Source organism: Virgibacillus dakarensis (assembly GCF_900155625.1).
In the GTDB taxonomy this organism is placed as follows: Bacteria; Bacillota; Bacilli; order Bacillales; family Amphibacillaceae; genus Lentibacillus_C; species Lentibacillus_C populi.
In genome coordinates this window covers 911550-924574 of record NZ_LT732554.1, presented here as the reverse complement: position 1 = coordinate 924574, position 13025 = coordinate 911550, and the positions used below count along the sequence as shown (strand labels likewise).

Here is a 13025-nt window from a genome sequence, read left to right as displayed (position 1 = left end):
AAGTTTTTCTCATACTTTAATCGTATAAAAACTTATACTTTCTTAAAGTACAAAAAAGAGTCTTCCTCTTTAGCCTTACACTTTTAGCCATCATAACCCATTATAGACAGGGTGACAAATTCTATACGGTATAATTTATACACGACGACGTTTTGGTGGGCGACAACCATTGTGAGGAACTGGAGTTACGTCACGAATGGCTGTAACTTCTAAGCCAGCTGCCTGAAGCGAACGGATAGCAGCTTCACGACCGGCACCAGGGCCTTTTACCGTTACTTCCAATGTTTTCATGCCGTTTTCCACAGCCGATTTGGCTGCTGTTTCAGCTGCCATTTGTGCAGCAAATGGTGTTGACTTACGAGAACCTTTAAAGCCTAATGCACCTGCAGAGCTCCAGCCAATCGCATTACCTTGAACATCGGTAATCGTTACAATCGTATTGTTAAACGTAGAACGAATATGTGCTACACCTGTATCAATATTCTTTTTTACACGACGCTTACGTGTATTGGTTTTACGAGCCATTGATTTTACCCTCCTTCACATTACTTTTTCTTGTTTGCAATCGTACGACGTGGACCTTTACGAGTACGGGAATTATTTTTTGTTTTTTGTCCGCGTACGGGAAGTCCCCGGCGATGACGAATTCCTCTGTATGAGCCAATCTCAATCAATCGTTTAATGTTAAGCGATACTTCACGGCGAAGGTCACCTTCGATTGTGTATCCGTCAACTGCTTTACGAATCTTACCCAATTCATCCTCTGTAAGATCACGTACACGAGTGTCTTCTGAAACGCCTGCTTCTTTAAGGATTTCTTGTGCAGTGTTTTTCCCAATACCATAAATATAGGTTAATGAGATTACCACACGTTTATCACGTGGAATATCAATACCTGCAATACGTGCCATAAAATTTTAGCACCTCCTGATTTTTAAATATATCCACAAATCGGCTCACTCGCCGATTTGTTCCAATCCGGCCTCTGGACTTCTGACCTCTGATTAGCCCTGTTTTTGCTTGTGTTTCGGATTTTCACAAATCACCATTACTTTACCCTTGCGTTTAATGACTTTGCATTTTTCGCAAATTGGTTTTACAGATGCTCTTACTTTCATCATCTTTACCTCCTTTTAGATCGGAGCTCATTATTACTTGTAACGGTACGTAATTCGTCCCCTTGTTAAATCGTATGGGGAGAGTTCTACCGTTACCTTATCACCTGGTAAGATACGAATGAAATGCATACGAATTTTACCAGACACATGGGCCAAAACTGTATGGCCATTTTCAAGCTCGACATTAAACATCGCATTTGGCAATGTTTCTGTTACGGTACCTTCCACTTCAATTACATCGTCTTTCGCCATCGTGTTGATCTCCCTTCTTCAAATCAGTCACAACCTCATTGACAAATTTAGCTATGGCAAACCGTAATTTCCCATTTGTGACACGACCAGTTTCTAGAAGGCTGTTTTGGACTTCTGGAGATATATAATCCATAACTTCAATATGATGTAAATTCTTTTTCTTTGGTCGATCATATTTACGTTTTTCCCCATCCGCTAGTAAGACATACCGTTCGTCAACCATTTTTATGACTACCGCATATTGGCCAGCCTCACGTCCTTGCGCAATTCGAACAACTTGACCCATCTGCGGAACCGAGTCAGCTTCCTCCACAACGATCACCTTCACTTAGGCTTATATTTAATGAATACCTTTTGGTTAAAGGTTTTAAAGTTCTCATGAATCAACTTCCTGTGTCACTTCTATATCACGTAATCAGTGTGCTACCCAAAATACACACTGTTATATTATACATTTTAACAGACAGAATTGCATCCATATAAGGCAGAATCCTTAATTTTCTATTGCCGCTTGAATATCCTGGAAAACTTTATCAATTTCTTGATCCCCGTTTACCGTTACAAGGTTTCCTTTATCCTGATAATAATCTAAAAGTGGCATTGTTTGGTTGATACTAACATCTAAACGATTTTTCACCGTTTCGGCTTTATCATCATCCCGCTGGATTAAGGTAGAGCCATCCTTATCACATACTCCCGCTTGTTTCGGAGGATTAAAAAGCACATGATAAGTTGCACCACATGTCGGACATATTCTGCGACCAGTTAAACGTTCCATTAATTTTTCTTCTGGTACATCAACATGGACGACATGATCAATCGCCTTATTCATGTTCGTTAGCAGCGATTGCAGTGCCTCGGCTTGTGCAATTGTTCGTGGAAACCCATCTAATAGAAAACCATTTTCACAATCGTTTTTGCGCAAGCGCTCATCAACAATACCAATTGTAACATCATCCGGAACAAGTGCACCTTGATCCATAAATTCCTTTGCTTTTTTGCCAAGCTCTGTTCCTTCATTTATTGCTAAACGGAACATATCTCCTGTTGAGATATGAGGGATGTTGTATTTTTCAACAATTTTTTCTGCCTGTGTACCCTTACCAGCACCAGGAAGACCCATTAAAAGTAAATTCAACTGTTTTCCCCTCGCTCTCGGGCTGTGCAACAAGTTTTTACTTGATAAAACCTTTGTAGTGTCGTTTGACCAGCTGACTCTCCAGCTGCTTCATTGTTTGCAGTGCGACACCAACAACAATCAGTAAACTCGTACCGCCGATTTGTACTGCTGTAGGCAGGTTCCCAATTTTCCCTAGAATCATAGGTAAAACAGCAACAGCTGCCAGGAAGATCGATCCTACAAACGTAAGACGATACAACACACGGGTAAGATACGTTTCTGTCTTCTTTCCAGGTCTGATTCCTGGAATGTATCCCCCCTGCTTCTGCAAGTTCTCCGCCATTTGTTCCGGATTGACCTGCACAAACGAATAAAAATATGTGAACGCAATAATTAATACAACATAAATGATCATCCCAATTGGCTGGGTGTAATCAAAAATGTTTTCAACTGTTGTCGCGAACTTATTCTCGAATAATCCGGCAACGGTTCGGGGTGCCATAATAAATGCAATAGCAAATATTACCGGAATAACTCCCGCAGCATTTACTTTAAGTGGTAAATGTGTGGAATGTCCGCCTACTGGTGAACGATTGACAAGTTTTTTTGCATATTGAATTGGGATTTTGCGCAATGCTTGCTGGATAAAAATAACTCCAACCGTTACTGCAACGATAACCAATGCAATTAACACAACGATGACGATATTAATAAACAATTCATCACCAGGGTTATCGAAATACTGGATATACAGTTGTTTTACGCCATTCGGAACCGCGGCCACGATACCAGCAAAGATCAGGATGGAGATACCATTTCCTACACCGTTTGCCGTAATCTGTTCACCAAGCCACATTAAAAATGTCGTTCCGCTTGTAAGCACAACTGCAATGACAAGGAATGTCAGGATTCCGGGGTTGGAAATTAACTGCCCGCCGGCCATCGCATTAAATCCAATTGACATTGCAATCGCCTGAATGAATGCCAAGATAACTGTTCCATAACGGGTTATCTGGGCAAGCTTTTTGCGTCCCATTTCCCCTTGCTTTTTCCATTCAGCAAATTTAGGTACAACATCCATTTGAAGTAATTGCATAATAATGGAGGCGGTAATGTAAGGCATAATTCCCATTGCAAAGATGGAGAAATTTTGCAGTGCTCCGCCGCCAAATGTATTTAGAAACCCAAAAACATTTTGCTGGTTCATAAAATCAATTGCTTCTTTATTCGTATATGGCACAGGGATAAATGTACCGAGACGGAAGACGATTAACATCAATAATGTAAAAACGATTTTCCGTCTGATATCACCCACGCGCATAAAATTGGAGATTGTACGGAACATTAAATCACCTCGGTTTGACCGCCCGCTGCTTCAATAGCTTCTTTCGCTGAAGCAGAGAACTTATGAGCTTTTACTGTCAGTTTCTTTTCGATAGCACCTTTACCCAGCACCTTAATGCCAGCTTTCAGTTTGCTTACGACACCTTCTTCAAGTAATAGCTCAGGTGTAACTTCTGTGCCGTCTTCAAAACGATTTAATGCATCCAGATTTACAATAGCAAATTCTTTACGATTAATATTCGTAAAGCCGCGTTTCGGCAAGCTTTGGAATAATGGCATTTGGCCACCTTCAAAACCCGGACGTGTACCGCCGCCTGAACGTGCTTTTTGACCTTTTTGCCCTCTGCCGGAAGTTTTTCCGTTACCAGAAGACGTTCCGCGTCCTACACGATTCCTGCTTTTGCGAGTTCCTTCTGATGCTTTCAATTCATGAAGTTTCATGCGAGCACCTCCCTTTACGCTAATGTTTTATTAAACCTCTTTAACCGTTACAAGATGGGATACCTTATTAATCATTCCACGAACGGATGGGGTATCCTCCCGAACAACGGTTGACTGAATTTTTTTAAGTCCTAATGCTTGAACAGTTTGTTTTTGCCCTTCTGTTCGACCAATAACACTGCGCTTGAGGGTGATTTCTAATTTTTTAGACATAGTGTTTCCCTCCTTATCCTAACAGTTCTTCTACAGACTTTCCACGCAGTTTAGCAACTTCTTCCGCGCGTTTTAAGTTTGTTAGTCCATTTAAAGTAGCACGAATCATATTAATTGGTGTATTTGCTCCTAGTGATTTTGTTAAGATGTCACCAACACCCGCAAGCTCTAAGACAGCACGAACTGGTCCGCCGGAAATAACTCCAGTACCTTCAGTGGCTGGTTTCATTAGCACATTGCCAGAACCAAAACGTCCATTGATTTCGTGTGGGATTGTTGTGCCTACAATAGGTACTTCAATCAAGTTTTTCTTCGCATCGTCAACGGCTTTTTTAATCGCTTCTGGTACTTCCTGTGCTTTACCAGTACCAAAACCTACATGACCGTTTTTATCGCCAACCACTACTAATGCAGCAAAACGGAAACGGCGTCCACCTTTCACTACTTTTGCAACACGGTTGATTGTAACAACACGTTCTTCAAGATCTAATTTGTTCGGATCAATACTATTATGCATGTATGTCCCTCCTTTATCGATTAAAATTCAAGACCTGCATCTCTTGCAGCATCTGCCAAAGCTTTTACACGACCATGATAAAGGTAGCCTCCGCGATCAAACACAACTGATTTGAAACCTTTATCCTGAGCACGTTTTGCGATCAATTCACCAATTTGTTTAGCAGCTTCTACATTGCCGGAAGCTTCTAGTGTTAATTCCTTGTCTTTCGTAGAAGCACTTGCTAATGTAAGACCTTTTGTATCATCAATTAATTGTGCGTAAATGTGTTTATTTGAACGGTACACGTTTAGACGCGGGCGCTGTTCAGTTCCAAACAGTTTTTTACGAACTCGCATATGTCTTTTTTTGCGTACCACATTTTTGTCAGGCTTTGTGATCATTTAGGTCACTCCTTTCTCTACCCTAACTAACCTTACTTAGCAGTTTTACCTTCTTTACGACGTACATATTCACCTTCATAGCGAATACCTTTCCCTTTATACGGTTCAGGTGGTCTAATGGCTCTGATGTTTGAAGCAACAGCACCAACCAATTCCTTATCAATCCCTTTAACAGTCAATTGAGTGTTTTTAGGAACGTCAATTTCAATACCATCTTCGGGTTCGATTTCTACTGGATGGGAGTACCCTGCGCTAATCACAACTTTATTCCCTTGTTTTTGTGCACGATATCCAACCCCAATAATTTCGAGTTTCTTTTCAAATCCTTTCGAAACTCCTTCAACCATGTTGGCGATCAGGCTGCGGGTTGTTCCGTGTAATGCACGGTGATCCTTATGATCACTTGGTCGTTCAATTGTTATAACGTTATCCTCCATAACAATTTTCATATCACTATCGAAACTTCTGGCTAGTTCACCTTTTGGACCTTTTACTGTAACGGTATTTCCATCAAATTTAACTTCCACACCATCTGGAACTTGTATTGGCTTCAGTCCTATACGAGACATTCCATGCACCTCCTTAATTCAAAAATGTTCATTACCAGACATAGGCAATAACTTCGCCACCAACAGCTTGCGTGCGTGCTTCTTTGTCAGATAGCACACCTTTGGATGTTGATACGATTGCGATGCCTAAACCGTTTAGTACACGTGGCACTTCGTCTGCTTTTGCATAAACACGCAGCCCTGGTTTACTGATACGTTTGATACCTGTAATTACTCGTTCGCTATTTGCACCGTATTTAAGGAAAATACGCAATAGACCTTGTTTGTTATCTTCAATGAATTCATAATCACGCACGAATCCTTCACGTTTCAGGATATCAGCGATCTCTTTTTTTATTTTGGATGCTGGAAGCTCCAACTTTTCATGTTTTACCATGTTAGCATTACGAATACGAGTTAGCATATCTGCGATTGGATCTGTCATAACCATTACTCATTACCTCCTTCCCGAAACGGGGTTTACCAGCTTGCTTTTTTGACACCAGGAATTTGACCTTTATAGGCAAGTTCACGGAAACAAATACGGCATAATTTAAATTTACGAATTACAGAATGTGGACGGCCACAGCGCTCACAACGTGTGTATTCACGTACTTGATATTTTTGTGGACGTTTTTGTTTCGCAATCATTGATTTTTTAGCCACCATTTTCCCTCCTTTTATTAGCTCTTAAAGACTATTTTTGGAAAGGCATGCCTAGCTGAGCCAACAGTTCACGCGCTTCTTCATCGGTATTTGATGTTGTTACGATAACAATATCCATACCACGCACTTTGTTTACTTTGTCATAATTAATTTCTGGGAAAATCAGCTGTTCTTTTACACCTAATGTGTAGTTACCGCGGCCATCAAAAGCTTTTTTTGAGATTCCTCGGAAGTCACGTACACGTGGTAATGAAACCGCAATAAGCTTTTGCAGGAATTCATACATCCGTTCACCACGAAGCGTAACTTTTGTACCGATTGGCATTCCTTCACGTAAACGGAAGCCAGCGATTGATTTCTTGGCACGGGTTACCACCGGCTTTTGCCCAGAAATTAAAGCTAGTTCTTCAACTGCACTATCCAATGCTTTTGAGTTTGCAACTGCATCACCAACACCCATATTAATAACGATTTTTTCGATTGCTGGTACTTGCATGACGGATTCATAATTGAATTTATTCATCAAGGATGGTAATACTTCATCCTGATATTTTTGTTTAAGTTGATTCATCACGAGCGCCCTCCTTTCGCCTGCAAATTACTTATCTAACGCTTCACCGGATTTTTTAGCGATGCGGATCTTTTTGCCGTCACGTTCTTCATAGCCAACTCGAGTTGGTTCACCGGATTTAGGGTCGATTGGCATTACATTAGAAACATGAATTGGTGCTTCCTGATTGAGGATCCCACCTTGTGGATTATCTTGAGAAGGCTTGGCGTGTTTTTTAATCATGTTAATTCCTTCAACAAGTACACGTTCTTTTTTCGGATATGCTTCTAATATAGTACCTTGTTTTCCGCGGTCTTTACCGGAAATGACTTTTACTTTATCACCTTTTTTTACATGCATGCTTGACGCACCTCCTTGACAAGGCTTAACATTTTCGCTTTATAAAACTTCTGGAGCTAGAGATACGATTTTCATGAATTTTGCATCACGTAATTCACGAGCAACTGGTCCGAAGATACGTGTACCTCTTGGACTTTTGTCATCACGGATGATTACGGCAGCATTTTCATCAAAACGAATATACGATCCATCTTTGCGGCGCATACCTGATTTACTGCGAACAATAACAGCTTTAACCACTTCGCCTTTTTTAACAACGCCTCCTGGTGTTGCTTGTTTGACCGAGCAAACAATAACATCACCAATATTAGCCGTTTTACGTCCTGAACCGCCTAATACTTTAATTGCTAAAACTTCACGTGCACCAGAGTTATCTGCAACCTTTAAGCGAGTTTCTTGTTGAATCATACGCTTTTAGACCTCCCTTCGGAATACCTTCCGAGCGAACTTTAATTAGATAATAACCGCTTCTTCAACGACTTCAACTAAACGAAAACGTTTCGTAGCTGAAAGCGGACGAGTTTCCATGATGCGAACAATGTCACCCGTTTTTGCCTGATTATTTTCATCATGTGTTTTGAATTTCTTCGAGTATTTAACACGCTTACCATATAATTTGTGAAATTTATACGTTTCAACTAATACAGTTATTGTTTTATCCATCTTATCTGATACAACACGGCCTGTGTATACTTTACGATTATTACGTTCTGTCATGCTTTAGGCTGCCTCCTCTCTTGTTTCAGTTAGTTATTTACGCTGATTTCACGTTGGCGTACAACTGTTTTCATACGCGCAATAGACTTTTTAACTTCACGGATTCGTGCAGTGTTTTCTAATTGTCCGGTTGCTAGTTGAAAGCGTAAATTAAATAATTCCTCTTTTAAAGCTTTCACTTTTTGTTCAATTTCGGCAGTGGTTAGTTCTCTGATTTCGTTAGCCTTCATTGATTTCACCACCAATTTCTTCACGTTTTACGAATTTTGTTCTAACCGGCAGTTTATGAGAAGCAAGACGCAATGCTTCACGTGCCACTTCTTCAGGTACACCAGCGATTTCAAACATGATCTTTCCTGGCTTCACTACAGCTACCCAGCCTTCAGGAGCACCTTTACCGGAACCCATTCTAACTTCAAGTGGCTTTTTCGTGTATGGTTTGTCTGGGAAAATTTTGATCCAAACTTTACCACCACGTTTCATGTAACGTGTCATAGCAATACGGGCTGCCTCGATTTGACGGCTTGTAATCCAAGAAGCATCAAGTGCTTGCAAACCATATTCACCGAAAGTTACTGATGTTCCACCTTTTGCACGGCCTTTCATACGACCGGTATGTTGTCTGCGATATTTTACACGTTTAGGCATTAACATAATGCATCTGCCCCCTTCCTTATTTATTCGTTTTTGTTGGAAGGACCTCTCCACGATAAATCCACACTTTGACACCTAGTTTTCCATAAGTAGTGTCTGCTTCCGCTGTACCATAATCGATATCAGCACGCAATGTGTGCAGTGGTACGGTTCCTTCACTGTAATGTTCCGCACGAGCGATATCTGCACCGCCTAGACGTCCAGAAACTTGAGTTTTGATTCCCTTTGCTCCTCCACGTATCGCACGTTGAATTGCTTGTTTTTGCGCACGGCGGAAAGAGATACGGTTTTCTAATTGACGAGCAATATTTTCAGCAACCAATGTTGCATTCAAATCGACTTTTTTAATTTCAACAATGTTAATATGAACACGTTTGCCAGTCAAGCTGTTTAATGATTTGCGCAGAGCTTCTACTTCTGAACCGCCTTTTCCAATTACCATACCAGGTTTACCAGTATGAATTGTAATATTTACACGGTTTGCTGCACGTTCAATTTCGATAGAAGAAACAGCAGCTGTACGCAATCGATTTTCAAGATATTCTCTGATTTTAATATCTTCATGTAGTAAGTCTGCATAGTCTTTGCCAGCATACCATTTTGACTCCCAGTCACGAATGATACCGACACGAAGACCGGTTGGATTTACTTTTTGACCCACTGACTATCCCTCCTTCTTTTCTGTTAGAACCACTGTAATGTGGCTTGTGCGTTTGTTAATTTTGCTTGCGCGTCCTTGTGCACGTGGACGGAAACGTTTCAATGTAGCACCTTCGTTTACAAATGCTTCCGATACCACTAAATTATCAGTGTCCATCTCGTAGTTGTGTTCTGCGTTTGCAATTGCAGAGTTAAGAACCTTTTCTACGACTGGAGAAGCACCGCGCCTGGTGTGACGCAAAATTGCAATTGCCTCACCAACATTTTTTCCTCGAATTAAATCTATGACTAAACGTACTTTACGAGGAGCAATACGAACGGATTTCGCAACGGCTTTAGCTTGCATGTAGAGTGCCTCCTCTCATTAGCGTTTTGTTTTCTTATCATCGCCAGCGTGCCCTTTATACGTACGGGTTGGCGCGAATTCACCTAATTTATGTCCGACCATATCTTCTGTTATATAAACTGGAACATGTTTACGTCCGTCATAAACAGCAACTGTATGCCCAACAAAAGTAGGGAATATTGTGGAACGACGAGACCAAGTTTTTATTACTTGTTTTTTGTCATCCTCATTTAACTTCTCAATCTTTTTCATTAGATGGTCATCTGCAAAAGGTCCTTTTTTTAAGCTGCGACCCATGGATAAACCTCCTTTCGCAATTAAGAGACGGGGCTGTAGTTCCCGTCCATTATTCCGTTATTTTTTACGCTTACGAACGATAAATTTATCTGTCGGCTTATTGCGTTTACGCGTTTTATATCCAAGTGTAGGTTTACCCCAAGGTGACATTGGTGATTTACGGCCGATTGGCGCGCGTCCTTCACCACCACCATGCGGGTGATCGTTTGGATTCATAACAGATCCGCGTACAGTTGGGCGCTTGCCTAACCAGCGCGCACGACCTGCTTTACCAACACGGATAAGCTCATGTTCCAAGTTGCCGACTTGACCAATTGTTGCACGGCAAGTTGAAAGGACTAAACGAACTTCTCCGGAAGCTAAACGAACCAGGCTATACTTACCCTCACGACCAAGAATTTGTGCCTCAGCACCAGCAGATCTAGCTAATTGCCCACCGTTTCCTGGCTTTAATTCAATATTGTGAATTACGGTACCAACGGGAATATCTTGTAATGCGAGTGCATTTCCAAGTTTAATATCAGCATTTTTACCTGATTCCACTTGTTGTCCTACTTTAAGTCCTTTCGGAGCTAAAATATAACGTTTTTCCCCATCAGCATAATGAATTAATGCAATATTTGCAGTGCGGTTTGGATCATACTCAACAGTAGCAACGCGTCCTGGTATTCCATCTTTATCACGTTTGAAGTCAATAATCCGGTACTGACGCTTGTGACCACCGCCTTGATGACGAACAGTCAATTTCCCTTGGTTATTACGGCCACCACGTTTGTACAACGGGCTTAACAGGGATTTCTCTGGTTTGTCTGTCGTGATCTCGGCAAAATCCGATACTGACATATTACGTCGACCATTTGAAGTTGGTCTGAATTTTTTAATCGCCATCTTGTTTTCCCTCCTTCACTTAACTTTCTTAGCCTTCAAAGAAGTCTAGTTCTTTACTATCCTCTGAAAGCTGTACGATAGCTTTTTTGCGATTCGGACGGTATCCGCCATATCTGCCCATTCGCTTGAATTTACCTTTTTGATTCATTGTATTTACCTTTTCGACCTTCACTCCAAAAACAAGTTCAACAGCATCTTTGATCTCTGTTTTGTTTGCTTTGGGGCTTACCTCGAATGTATATTTTTTCTCAGCCATTAAGTCGGCAGAATTCTCCGTAATGACAGGGCGCTTAATAATATCACGTGGATCTTTCATTATGCAAGCACCTCCCCTGCTTTTTCAGCCGCATCCTTCGTCAGAATCAGCTTGTCATGCATAAGCAAGTCTAATACATTCACTTCTTCTACAGTAATTACTTTTACTGACTGAAGATTATTAGCTGAACGGATTACTGTTTCATCTTTTTCAGCAGTAACAATTAATGCTTTTGTGCCAACATTTAGTGCATCTAACATTTTAACTACTTCTTTTGTTTTAGGTGCATTGATTGCAATGCTGTCCAGAACTACCAGATTTTCTTCTTTAACTTTAGAAGACAATGCAGACTTAAGTGCCAAGCGACGAACCTTTTTCGGTAATTTATAACTGTAGCTGCGTGGTGTCGGGCCAAAGACTGTTCCGCCGCCTACCCATTGTGGTGAACGAATCGAACCTTGACGGGCACGGCCAGTTCCTTTTTGACGCCACGGTTTGCGACCACCGCCGCGTACTTCAGACCGATTTTTCACATCGTGCGTACCTTGTCTTATTGATGCACGCTGCATGACGACGGCTTCGTGTAATACGTGAGTGTTTGGTTCAATACCAAAAACAGAATCATTTAATTCCATATCTCCCGCTTGAGTACCGTCTTGTTTAAATAGTGCTACTTTAGGCATGACATATCCTCCCTTCGTATCTATGATTAGTTAGCCTTTATTGCACTCGTGACTTTTACGAATGATTTTTTTGCACCAGGAACATTTCCTTTAATTAATAATAGATTGCGTTCTGCATCTACTTTAACTACTTCAAGGTTTTGGATCGTTACTTGTTCGCCACCCATTTGGCCTGGCAGTTTTTTTCCTTTAAAAACTCGCATTGGATCAATATCACCCATTGCACCCGGGGCTCTATGGAAATGAGATCCGTGGCTCATTGGTCCGCGTTGTTGGTTGTGGCGTTTAATTACGCCTTGGAACCCTTTCCCTTTTGAAGTTCCAGTTACATCAATTTTATCGCCGGACTGAAATACTTCTACGCTAATTTCCTGACCTACTTCATATTCATCAGGATCCGCGTTACGGATTTCACGAACGTAGCGCTTAGGGGTTGTGTTTGCTTTTTCAGCATGACCTTTTTCCGCTTTATTTGTACGTGATTCCTTTTCATCAGCAAAACCGATCTGCAGTGCTTTATATCCATCATTTTCTAATGTTTTCTTTTGTAAGACTACGTTTGGCTCAGCCTGAATTACTGTTACAGGGATCAATTCTCCGTCCTCAGAAAAAAGCTGAGTCATGCCGATTTTACGACCTAAGATTCCTTTCGCCATCCGTTACACCTCCTATTTGTACATCCTTTATTATAGTTTAATTTCAATATCCACACCGGATGGTAAGTCAAGTCGCATTAACGAATCAACCGTTTGTGGTGTTGGATTAACAATGTCGATTAACCGTTTATGTGTGCGCATTTCAAATTGCTCACGTGAATCTTTGTATTTATGCACCGCACGCAACACCGTATAAACAGATTTTTCTGTAGGTAAAGGAACTGGACCGGAAACAGCTGCTCCAGAACGTTTCGCAGTATCTACAATTTTTTCTGCGGACTGATCCAAAATACGGTGATCATACGCCTTTAAACGGATTCTTATCTTCTCTTTTGCCATTATTTTCCCTCCTTTAC

28 protein-coding genes are annotated in these 13025 nt (G+C 41.1%); all 28 read right to left on the bottom strand.

The annotated features are described in order from the left end of the window. Nucleotides 1-135 precede the first annotated feature (135 nt). Complete coding sequence (gene rpsK / locus CZ382_RS14175; protein ID WP_077324021.1) at nt 136-525, bottom strand: 30S ribosomal protein S11; 390 nt, start codon at nt 523-525, stop codon at nt 136-138. Between the two features lie 20 nt (nt 526-545). Beyond that, entirely contained in the window at nt 546-911 is a 366-nt protein-coding gene (gene rpsM / locus CZ382_RS14170; RefSeq protein WP_088051847.1) for a 30S ribosomal protein S13, read from the bottom strand. Between the two features lie 93 nt (nt 912-1004). Continuing rightward, nucleotides 1005-1118, bottom strand: a complete 114-nt coding sequence (rpmJ, locus tag CZ382_RS14165; RefSeq protein WP_010095733.1) for a 50S ribosomal protein L36 — start codon at nt 1116-1118, stop codon at nt 1005-1007. A 33-nt stretch (nt 1119-1151) separates the two neighbouring features. Then, a complete protein-coding gene (gene infA, locus CZ382_RS14160; RefSeq protein ID WP_010095735.1) occupies nt 1152-1370 on the bottom strand; it encodes a translation initiation factor IF-1 in 219 nt (72 codons plus the stop codon). Continuing rightward, nucleotides 1348-1683: a KOW domain-containing RNA-binding protein gene (locus tag CZ382_RS14155; RefSeq protein ID WP_088051846.1), complete on the bottom strand. Its 336-nt coding sequence runs from the start codon at nt 1681-1683 to the stop codon at nt 1348-1350. The genes infA and CZ382_RS14155 overlap by 23 nt, the downstream gene beginning before the upstream one ends. A gap of 180 nt (nt 1684-1863) precedes the next feature. Beyond that, a complete protein-coding gene (locus tag CZ382_RS14150; RefSeq protein ID WP_088051845.1) occupies nt 1864-2508 on the bottom strand; it encodes an adenylate kinase in 645 nt (214 codons plus the stop codon). Nucleotides 2509-2545: 37 nt separating this feature from the next. After that, the gene (gene secY, locus CZ382_RS14145) at nt 2546-3835 is read right to left on the bottom strand and encodes a preprotein translocase subunit SecY (RefSeq protein WP_088051844.1); all 1290 of its coding nucleotides are present in this window, start codon (nt 3833-3835) and stop codon (nt 2546-2548) included. After that, nucleotides 3835-4275, bottom strand: coding sequence for a 50S ribosomal protein L15 (gene rplO, locus CZ382_RS14140; protein ID WP_088051843.1), 441 nt, complete (start codon nt 4273-4275; stop codon nt 3835-3837). Before rplO ends, secY begins: the two co-directional genes overlap by 1 nt. A 30-nt stretch (nt 4276-4305) precedes the next feature. After that, nucleotides 4306-4488: a 50S ribosomal protein L30 gene (gene rpmD / locus CZ382_RS14135; protein WP_088051842.1), complete on the bottom strand. Its 183-nt coding sequence runs from the start codon at nt 4486-4488 to the stop codon at nt 4306-4308. Nucleotides 4489-4501: 13 nt separating this feature from the next. Next, on the bottom strand, nt 4502-5005 hold the full coding sequence (gene rpsE, locus CZ382_RS14130) for a 30S ribosomal protein S5 (RefSeq protein WP_088051841.1): 504 nt from the start codon (nt 5003-5005) through the stop codon (nt 4502-4504). A 20-nt stretch (nt 5006-5025) separates the two neighbouring features. Further along, nucleotides 5026-5388 (bottom strand): 50S ribosomal protein L18, encoded by a 363-nt coding sequence (rplR, locus tag CZ382_RS14125; protein ID WP_088051840.1) that lies wholly within the window; start codon nt 5386-5388, stop codon nt 5026-5028. 32 nt (nt 5389-5420) lie between these two features. Then, nucleotides 5421-5957 carry a 50S ribosomal protein L6 gene (gene rplF, locus CZ382_RS14120; protein ID WP_088051839.1) on the bottom strand — a complete coding sequence of 179 codons (537 nt, stop codon included), beginning with the start codon at nt 5955-5957 and terminating at the stop codon, nt 5421-5423. A 31-nt stretch (nt 5958-5988) separates the two neighbouring features. Further along, a complete protein-coding gene (gene rpsH / locus CZ382_RS14115) occupies nt 5989-6387 on the bottom strand; it encodes a 30S ribosomal protein S8 (protein WP_088051838.1) in 399 nt (132 codons plus the stop codon). A 29-nt stretch (nt 6388-6416) separates the two neighbouring features. Then, nucleotides 6417-6602 (bottom strand): type Z 30S ribosomal protein S14, encoded by a 186-nt coding sequence (locus CZ382_RS14110; RefSeq protein WP_019375521.1) that lies wholly within the window; start codon nt 6600-6602, stop codon nt 6417-6419. Nucleotides 6603-6633: 31 nt separating this feature from the next. After that, nucleotides 6634-7173, bottom strand: coding sequence for a 50S ribosomal protein L5 (gene rplE / locus CZ382_RS14105; protein ID WP_088051837.1), 540 nt, complete (start codon nt 7171-7173; stop codon nt 6634-6636). Nucleotides 7174-7200: 27 nt separating this feature from the next. Beyond that, complete coding sequence (gene rplX, locus CZ382_RS14100; protein WP_088051836.1) at nt 7201-7512, bottom strand: 50S ribosomal protein L24; 312 nt, start codon at nt 7510-7512, stop codon at nt 7201-7203. Nucleotides 7513-7551: 39 nt separating this feature from the next. After that, entirely contained in the window at nt 7552-7920 is a 369-nt protein-coding gene (rplN, locus tag CZ382_RS14095) for a 50S ribosomal protein L14 (RefSeq protein WP_088051835.1), read from the bottom strand. Nucleotides 7921-7965: 45 nt separating this feature from the next. After that, entirely contained in the window at nt 7966-8229 is a 264-nt protein-coding gene (rpsQ, locus tag CZ382_RS14090) for a 30S ribosomal protein S17 (RefSeq protein WP_088051834.1), read from the bottom strand. Between the two features lie 29 nt (nt 8230-8258). Further along, complete coding sequence (rpmC, locus tag CZ382_RS14085) at nt 8259-8459, bottom strand: 50S ribosomal protein L29 (protein WP_088051833.1); 201 nt, start codon at nt 8457-8459, stop codon at nt 8259-8261. Continuing rightward, nucleotides 8449-8883 (bottom strand): 50S ribosomal protein L16, encoded by a 435-nt coding sequence (gene rplP, locus CZ382_RS14080; RefSeq protein ID WP_088051832.1) that lies wholly within the window; start codon nt 8881-8883, stop codon nt 8449-8451. Before rplP ends, rpmC begins: the two co-directional genes overlap by 11 nt. A 19-nt stretch (nt 8884-8902) precedes the next feature. Further along, nucleotides 8903-9544 (bottom strand): 30S ribosomal protein S3, encoded by a 642-nt coding sequence (gene rpsC, locus CZ382_RS14075; RefSeq protein ID WP_088051831.1) that lies wholly within the window; start codon nt 9542-9544, stop codon nt 8903-8905. Nucleotides 9545-9547: 3 nt separating this feature from the next. Beyond that, entirely contained in the window at nt 9548-9889 is a 342-nt protein-coding gene (rplV, locus tag CZ382_RS14070; protein WP_088051830.1) for a 50S ribosomal protein L22, read from the bottom strand. Nucleotides 9890-9907: 18 nt separating this feature from the next. Continuing rightward, complete coding sequence (gene rpsS, locus CZ382_RS14065) at nt 9908-10186, bottom strand: 30S ribosomal protein S19 (protein WP_088051829.1); 279 nt, start codon at nt 10184-10186, stop codon at nt 9908-9910. 57 nt (nt 10187-10243) lie between these two features. Beyond that, complete coding sequence (gene rplB, locus CZ382_RS14060) at nt 10244-11074, bottom strand: 50S ribosomal protein L2 (protein ID WP_088051828.1); 831 nt, start codon at nt 11072-11074, stop codon at nt 10244-10246. A gap of 28 nt (nt 11075-11102) precedes the next feature. Beyond that, on the bottom strand, nt 11103-11390 hold the full coding sequence (rplW, locus tag CZ382_RS14055; protein ID WP_088051827.1) for a 50S ribosomal protein L23: 288 nt from the start codon (nt 11388-11390) through the stop codon (nt 11103-11105). Beyond that, nucleotides 11390-12013 carry a 50S ribosomal protein L4 gene (gene rplD / locus CZ382_RS14050; protein ID WP_088051826.1) on the bottom strand — a complete coding sequence of 208 codons (624 nt, stop codon included), beginning with the start codon at nt 12011-12013 and terminating at the stop codon, nt 11390-11392. The genes rplW and rplD overlap by 1 nt, the downstream gene beginning before the upstream one ends. Before the next feature lie 26 nt (nt 12014-12039). Then, the gene (rplC, locus tag CZ382_RS14045; RefSeq protein WP_088051825.1) at nt 12040-12669 is read right to left on the bottom strand and encodes a 50S ribosomal protein L3; all 630 of its coding nucleotides are present in this window, start codon (nt 12667-12669) and stop codon (nt 12040-12042) included. 30 nt (nt 12670-12699) lie between these two features. Further along, on the bottom strand, nt 12700-13008 hold the full coding sequence (gene rpsJ, locus CZ382_RS14040) for a 30S ribosomal protein S10 (protein WP_088051824.1): 309 nt from the start codon (nt 13006-13008) through the stop codon (nt 12700-12702). Nucleotides 13009-13025: the final 17 nt, after the last annotated feature.

Coding starts and splice junctions, on each gene's coding strand:
- rpsK (WP_077324021.1), bottom strand. CDS start 525: ATGGCTCGTAAAACCAATACACGTAAGCGTCGTGTAAAAAAGAATATT.
- rpsM (WP_088051847.1), bottom strand. CDS start 911: ATGGCACGTATTGCAGGTATTGATATTCCACGTGATAAACGTGTGGTA.
- rpmJ (WP_010095733.1), bottom strand. CDS start 1,118: ATGAAAGTAAGAGCATCTGTAAAACCAATTTGCGAAAAATGCAAAGTC.
- infA (WP_010095735.1), bottom strand. CDS start 1,370: ATGGCGAAAGACGATGTAATTGAAGTGGAAGGTACCGTAACAGAAACA.
- secY (WP_088051844.1), bottom strand. CDS start 3,835: ATGTTCCGTACAATCTCCAATTTTATGCGCGTGGGTGATATCAGACGG.
- rplO (WP_088051843.1), bottom strand. CDS start 4,275: ATGAAACTTCATGAATTGAAAGCATCAGAAGGAACTCGCAAAAGCAGG.
- rpmD (WP_088051842.1), bottom strand. CDS start 4,488: ATGTCTAAAAAATTAGAAATCACCCTCAAGCGCAGTGTTATTGGTCGA.
- rpsE (WP_088051841.1), bottom strand. CDS start 5,005: ATGCATAATAGTATTGATCCGAACAAATTAGATCTTGAAGAACGTGTT.
- rplR (WP_088051840.1), bottom strand. CDS start 5,388: ATGATCACAAAGCCTGACAAAAATGTGGTACGCAAAAAAAGACATATG.
- rplF (WP_088051839.1), bottom strand. CDS start 5,957: ATGTCTCGTATAGGACTGAAGCCAATACAAGTTCCAGATGGTGTGGAA.
- rpsH (WP_088051838.1), bottom strand. CDS start 6,387: ATGGTTATGACAGATCCAATCGCAGATATGCTAACTCGTATTCGTAAT.
- rplE (WP_088051837.1), bottom strand. CDS start 7,173: ATGAATCAACTTAAACAAAAATATCAGGATGAAGTATTACCATCCTTG.
- rplX (WP_088051836.1), bottom strand. CDS start 7,512: ATGCATGTAAAAAAAGGTGATAAAGTAAAAGTCATTTCCGGTAAAGAC.
- rplN (WP_088051835.1), bottom strand. CDS start 7,920: ATGATTCAACAAGAAACTCGCTTAAAGGTTGCAGATAACTCTGGTGCA.
- rpsQ (WP_088051834.1), bottom strand. CDS start 8,229: ATGACAGAACGTAATAATCGTAAAGTATACACAGGCCGTGTTGTATCA.
- rpmC (WP_088051833.1), bottom strand. CDS start 8,459: ATGAAGGCTAACGAAATCAGAGAACTAACCACTGCCGAAATTGAACAA.
- rplP (WP_088051832.1), bottom strand. CDS start 8,883: ATGTTAATGCCTAAACGTGTAAAATATCGCAGACAACATACCGGTCGT.
- rplV (WP_088051830.1), bottom strand. CDS start 9,889: ATGCAAGCTAAAGCCGTTGCGAAATCCGTTCGTATTGCTCCTCGTAAA.
- rpsS (WP_088051829.1), bottom strand. CDS start 10,186: ATGGGTCGCAGCTTAAAAAAAGGACCTTTTGCAGATGACCATCTAATG.
- rplB (WP_088051828.1), bottom strand. CDS start 11,074: ATGGCGATTAAAAAATTCAGACCAACTTCAAATGGTCGACGTAATATG.
- rplW (WP_088051827.1), bottom strand. CDS start 11,390: ATGAAAGATCCACGTGATATTATTAAGCGCCCTGTCATTACGGAGAAT.
- rplD (WP_088051826.1), bottom strand. CDS start 12,013: ATGCCTAAAGTAGCACTATTTAAACAAGACGGTACTCAAGCGGGAGAT.
- rplC (WP_088051825.1), bottom strand. CDS start 12,669: ATGGCGAAAGGAATCTTAGGTCGTAAAATCGGCATGACTCAGCTTTTT.
- rpsJ (WP_088051824.1), bottom strand. CDS start 13,008: ATGGCAAAAGAGAAGATAAGAATCCGTTTAAAGGCGTATGATCACCGT.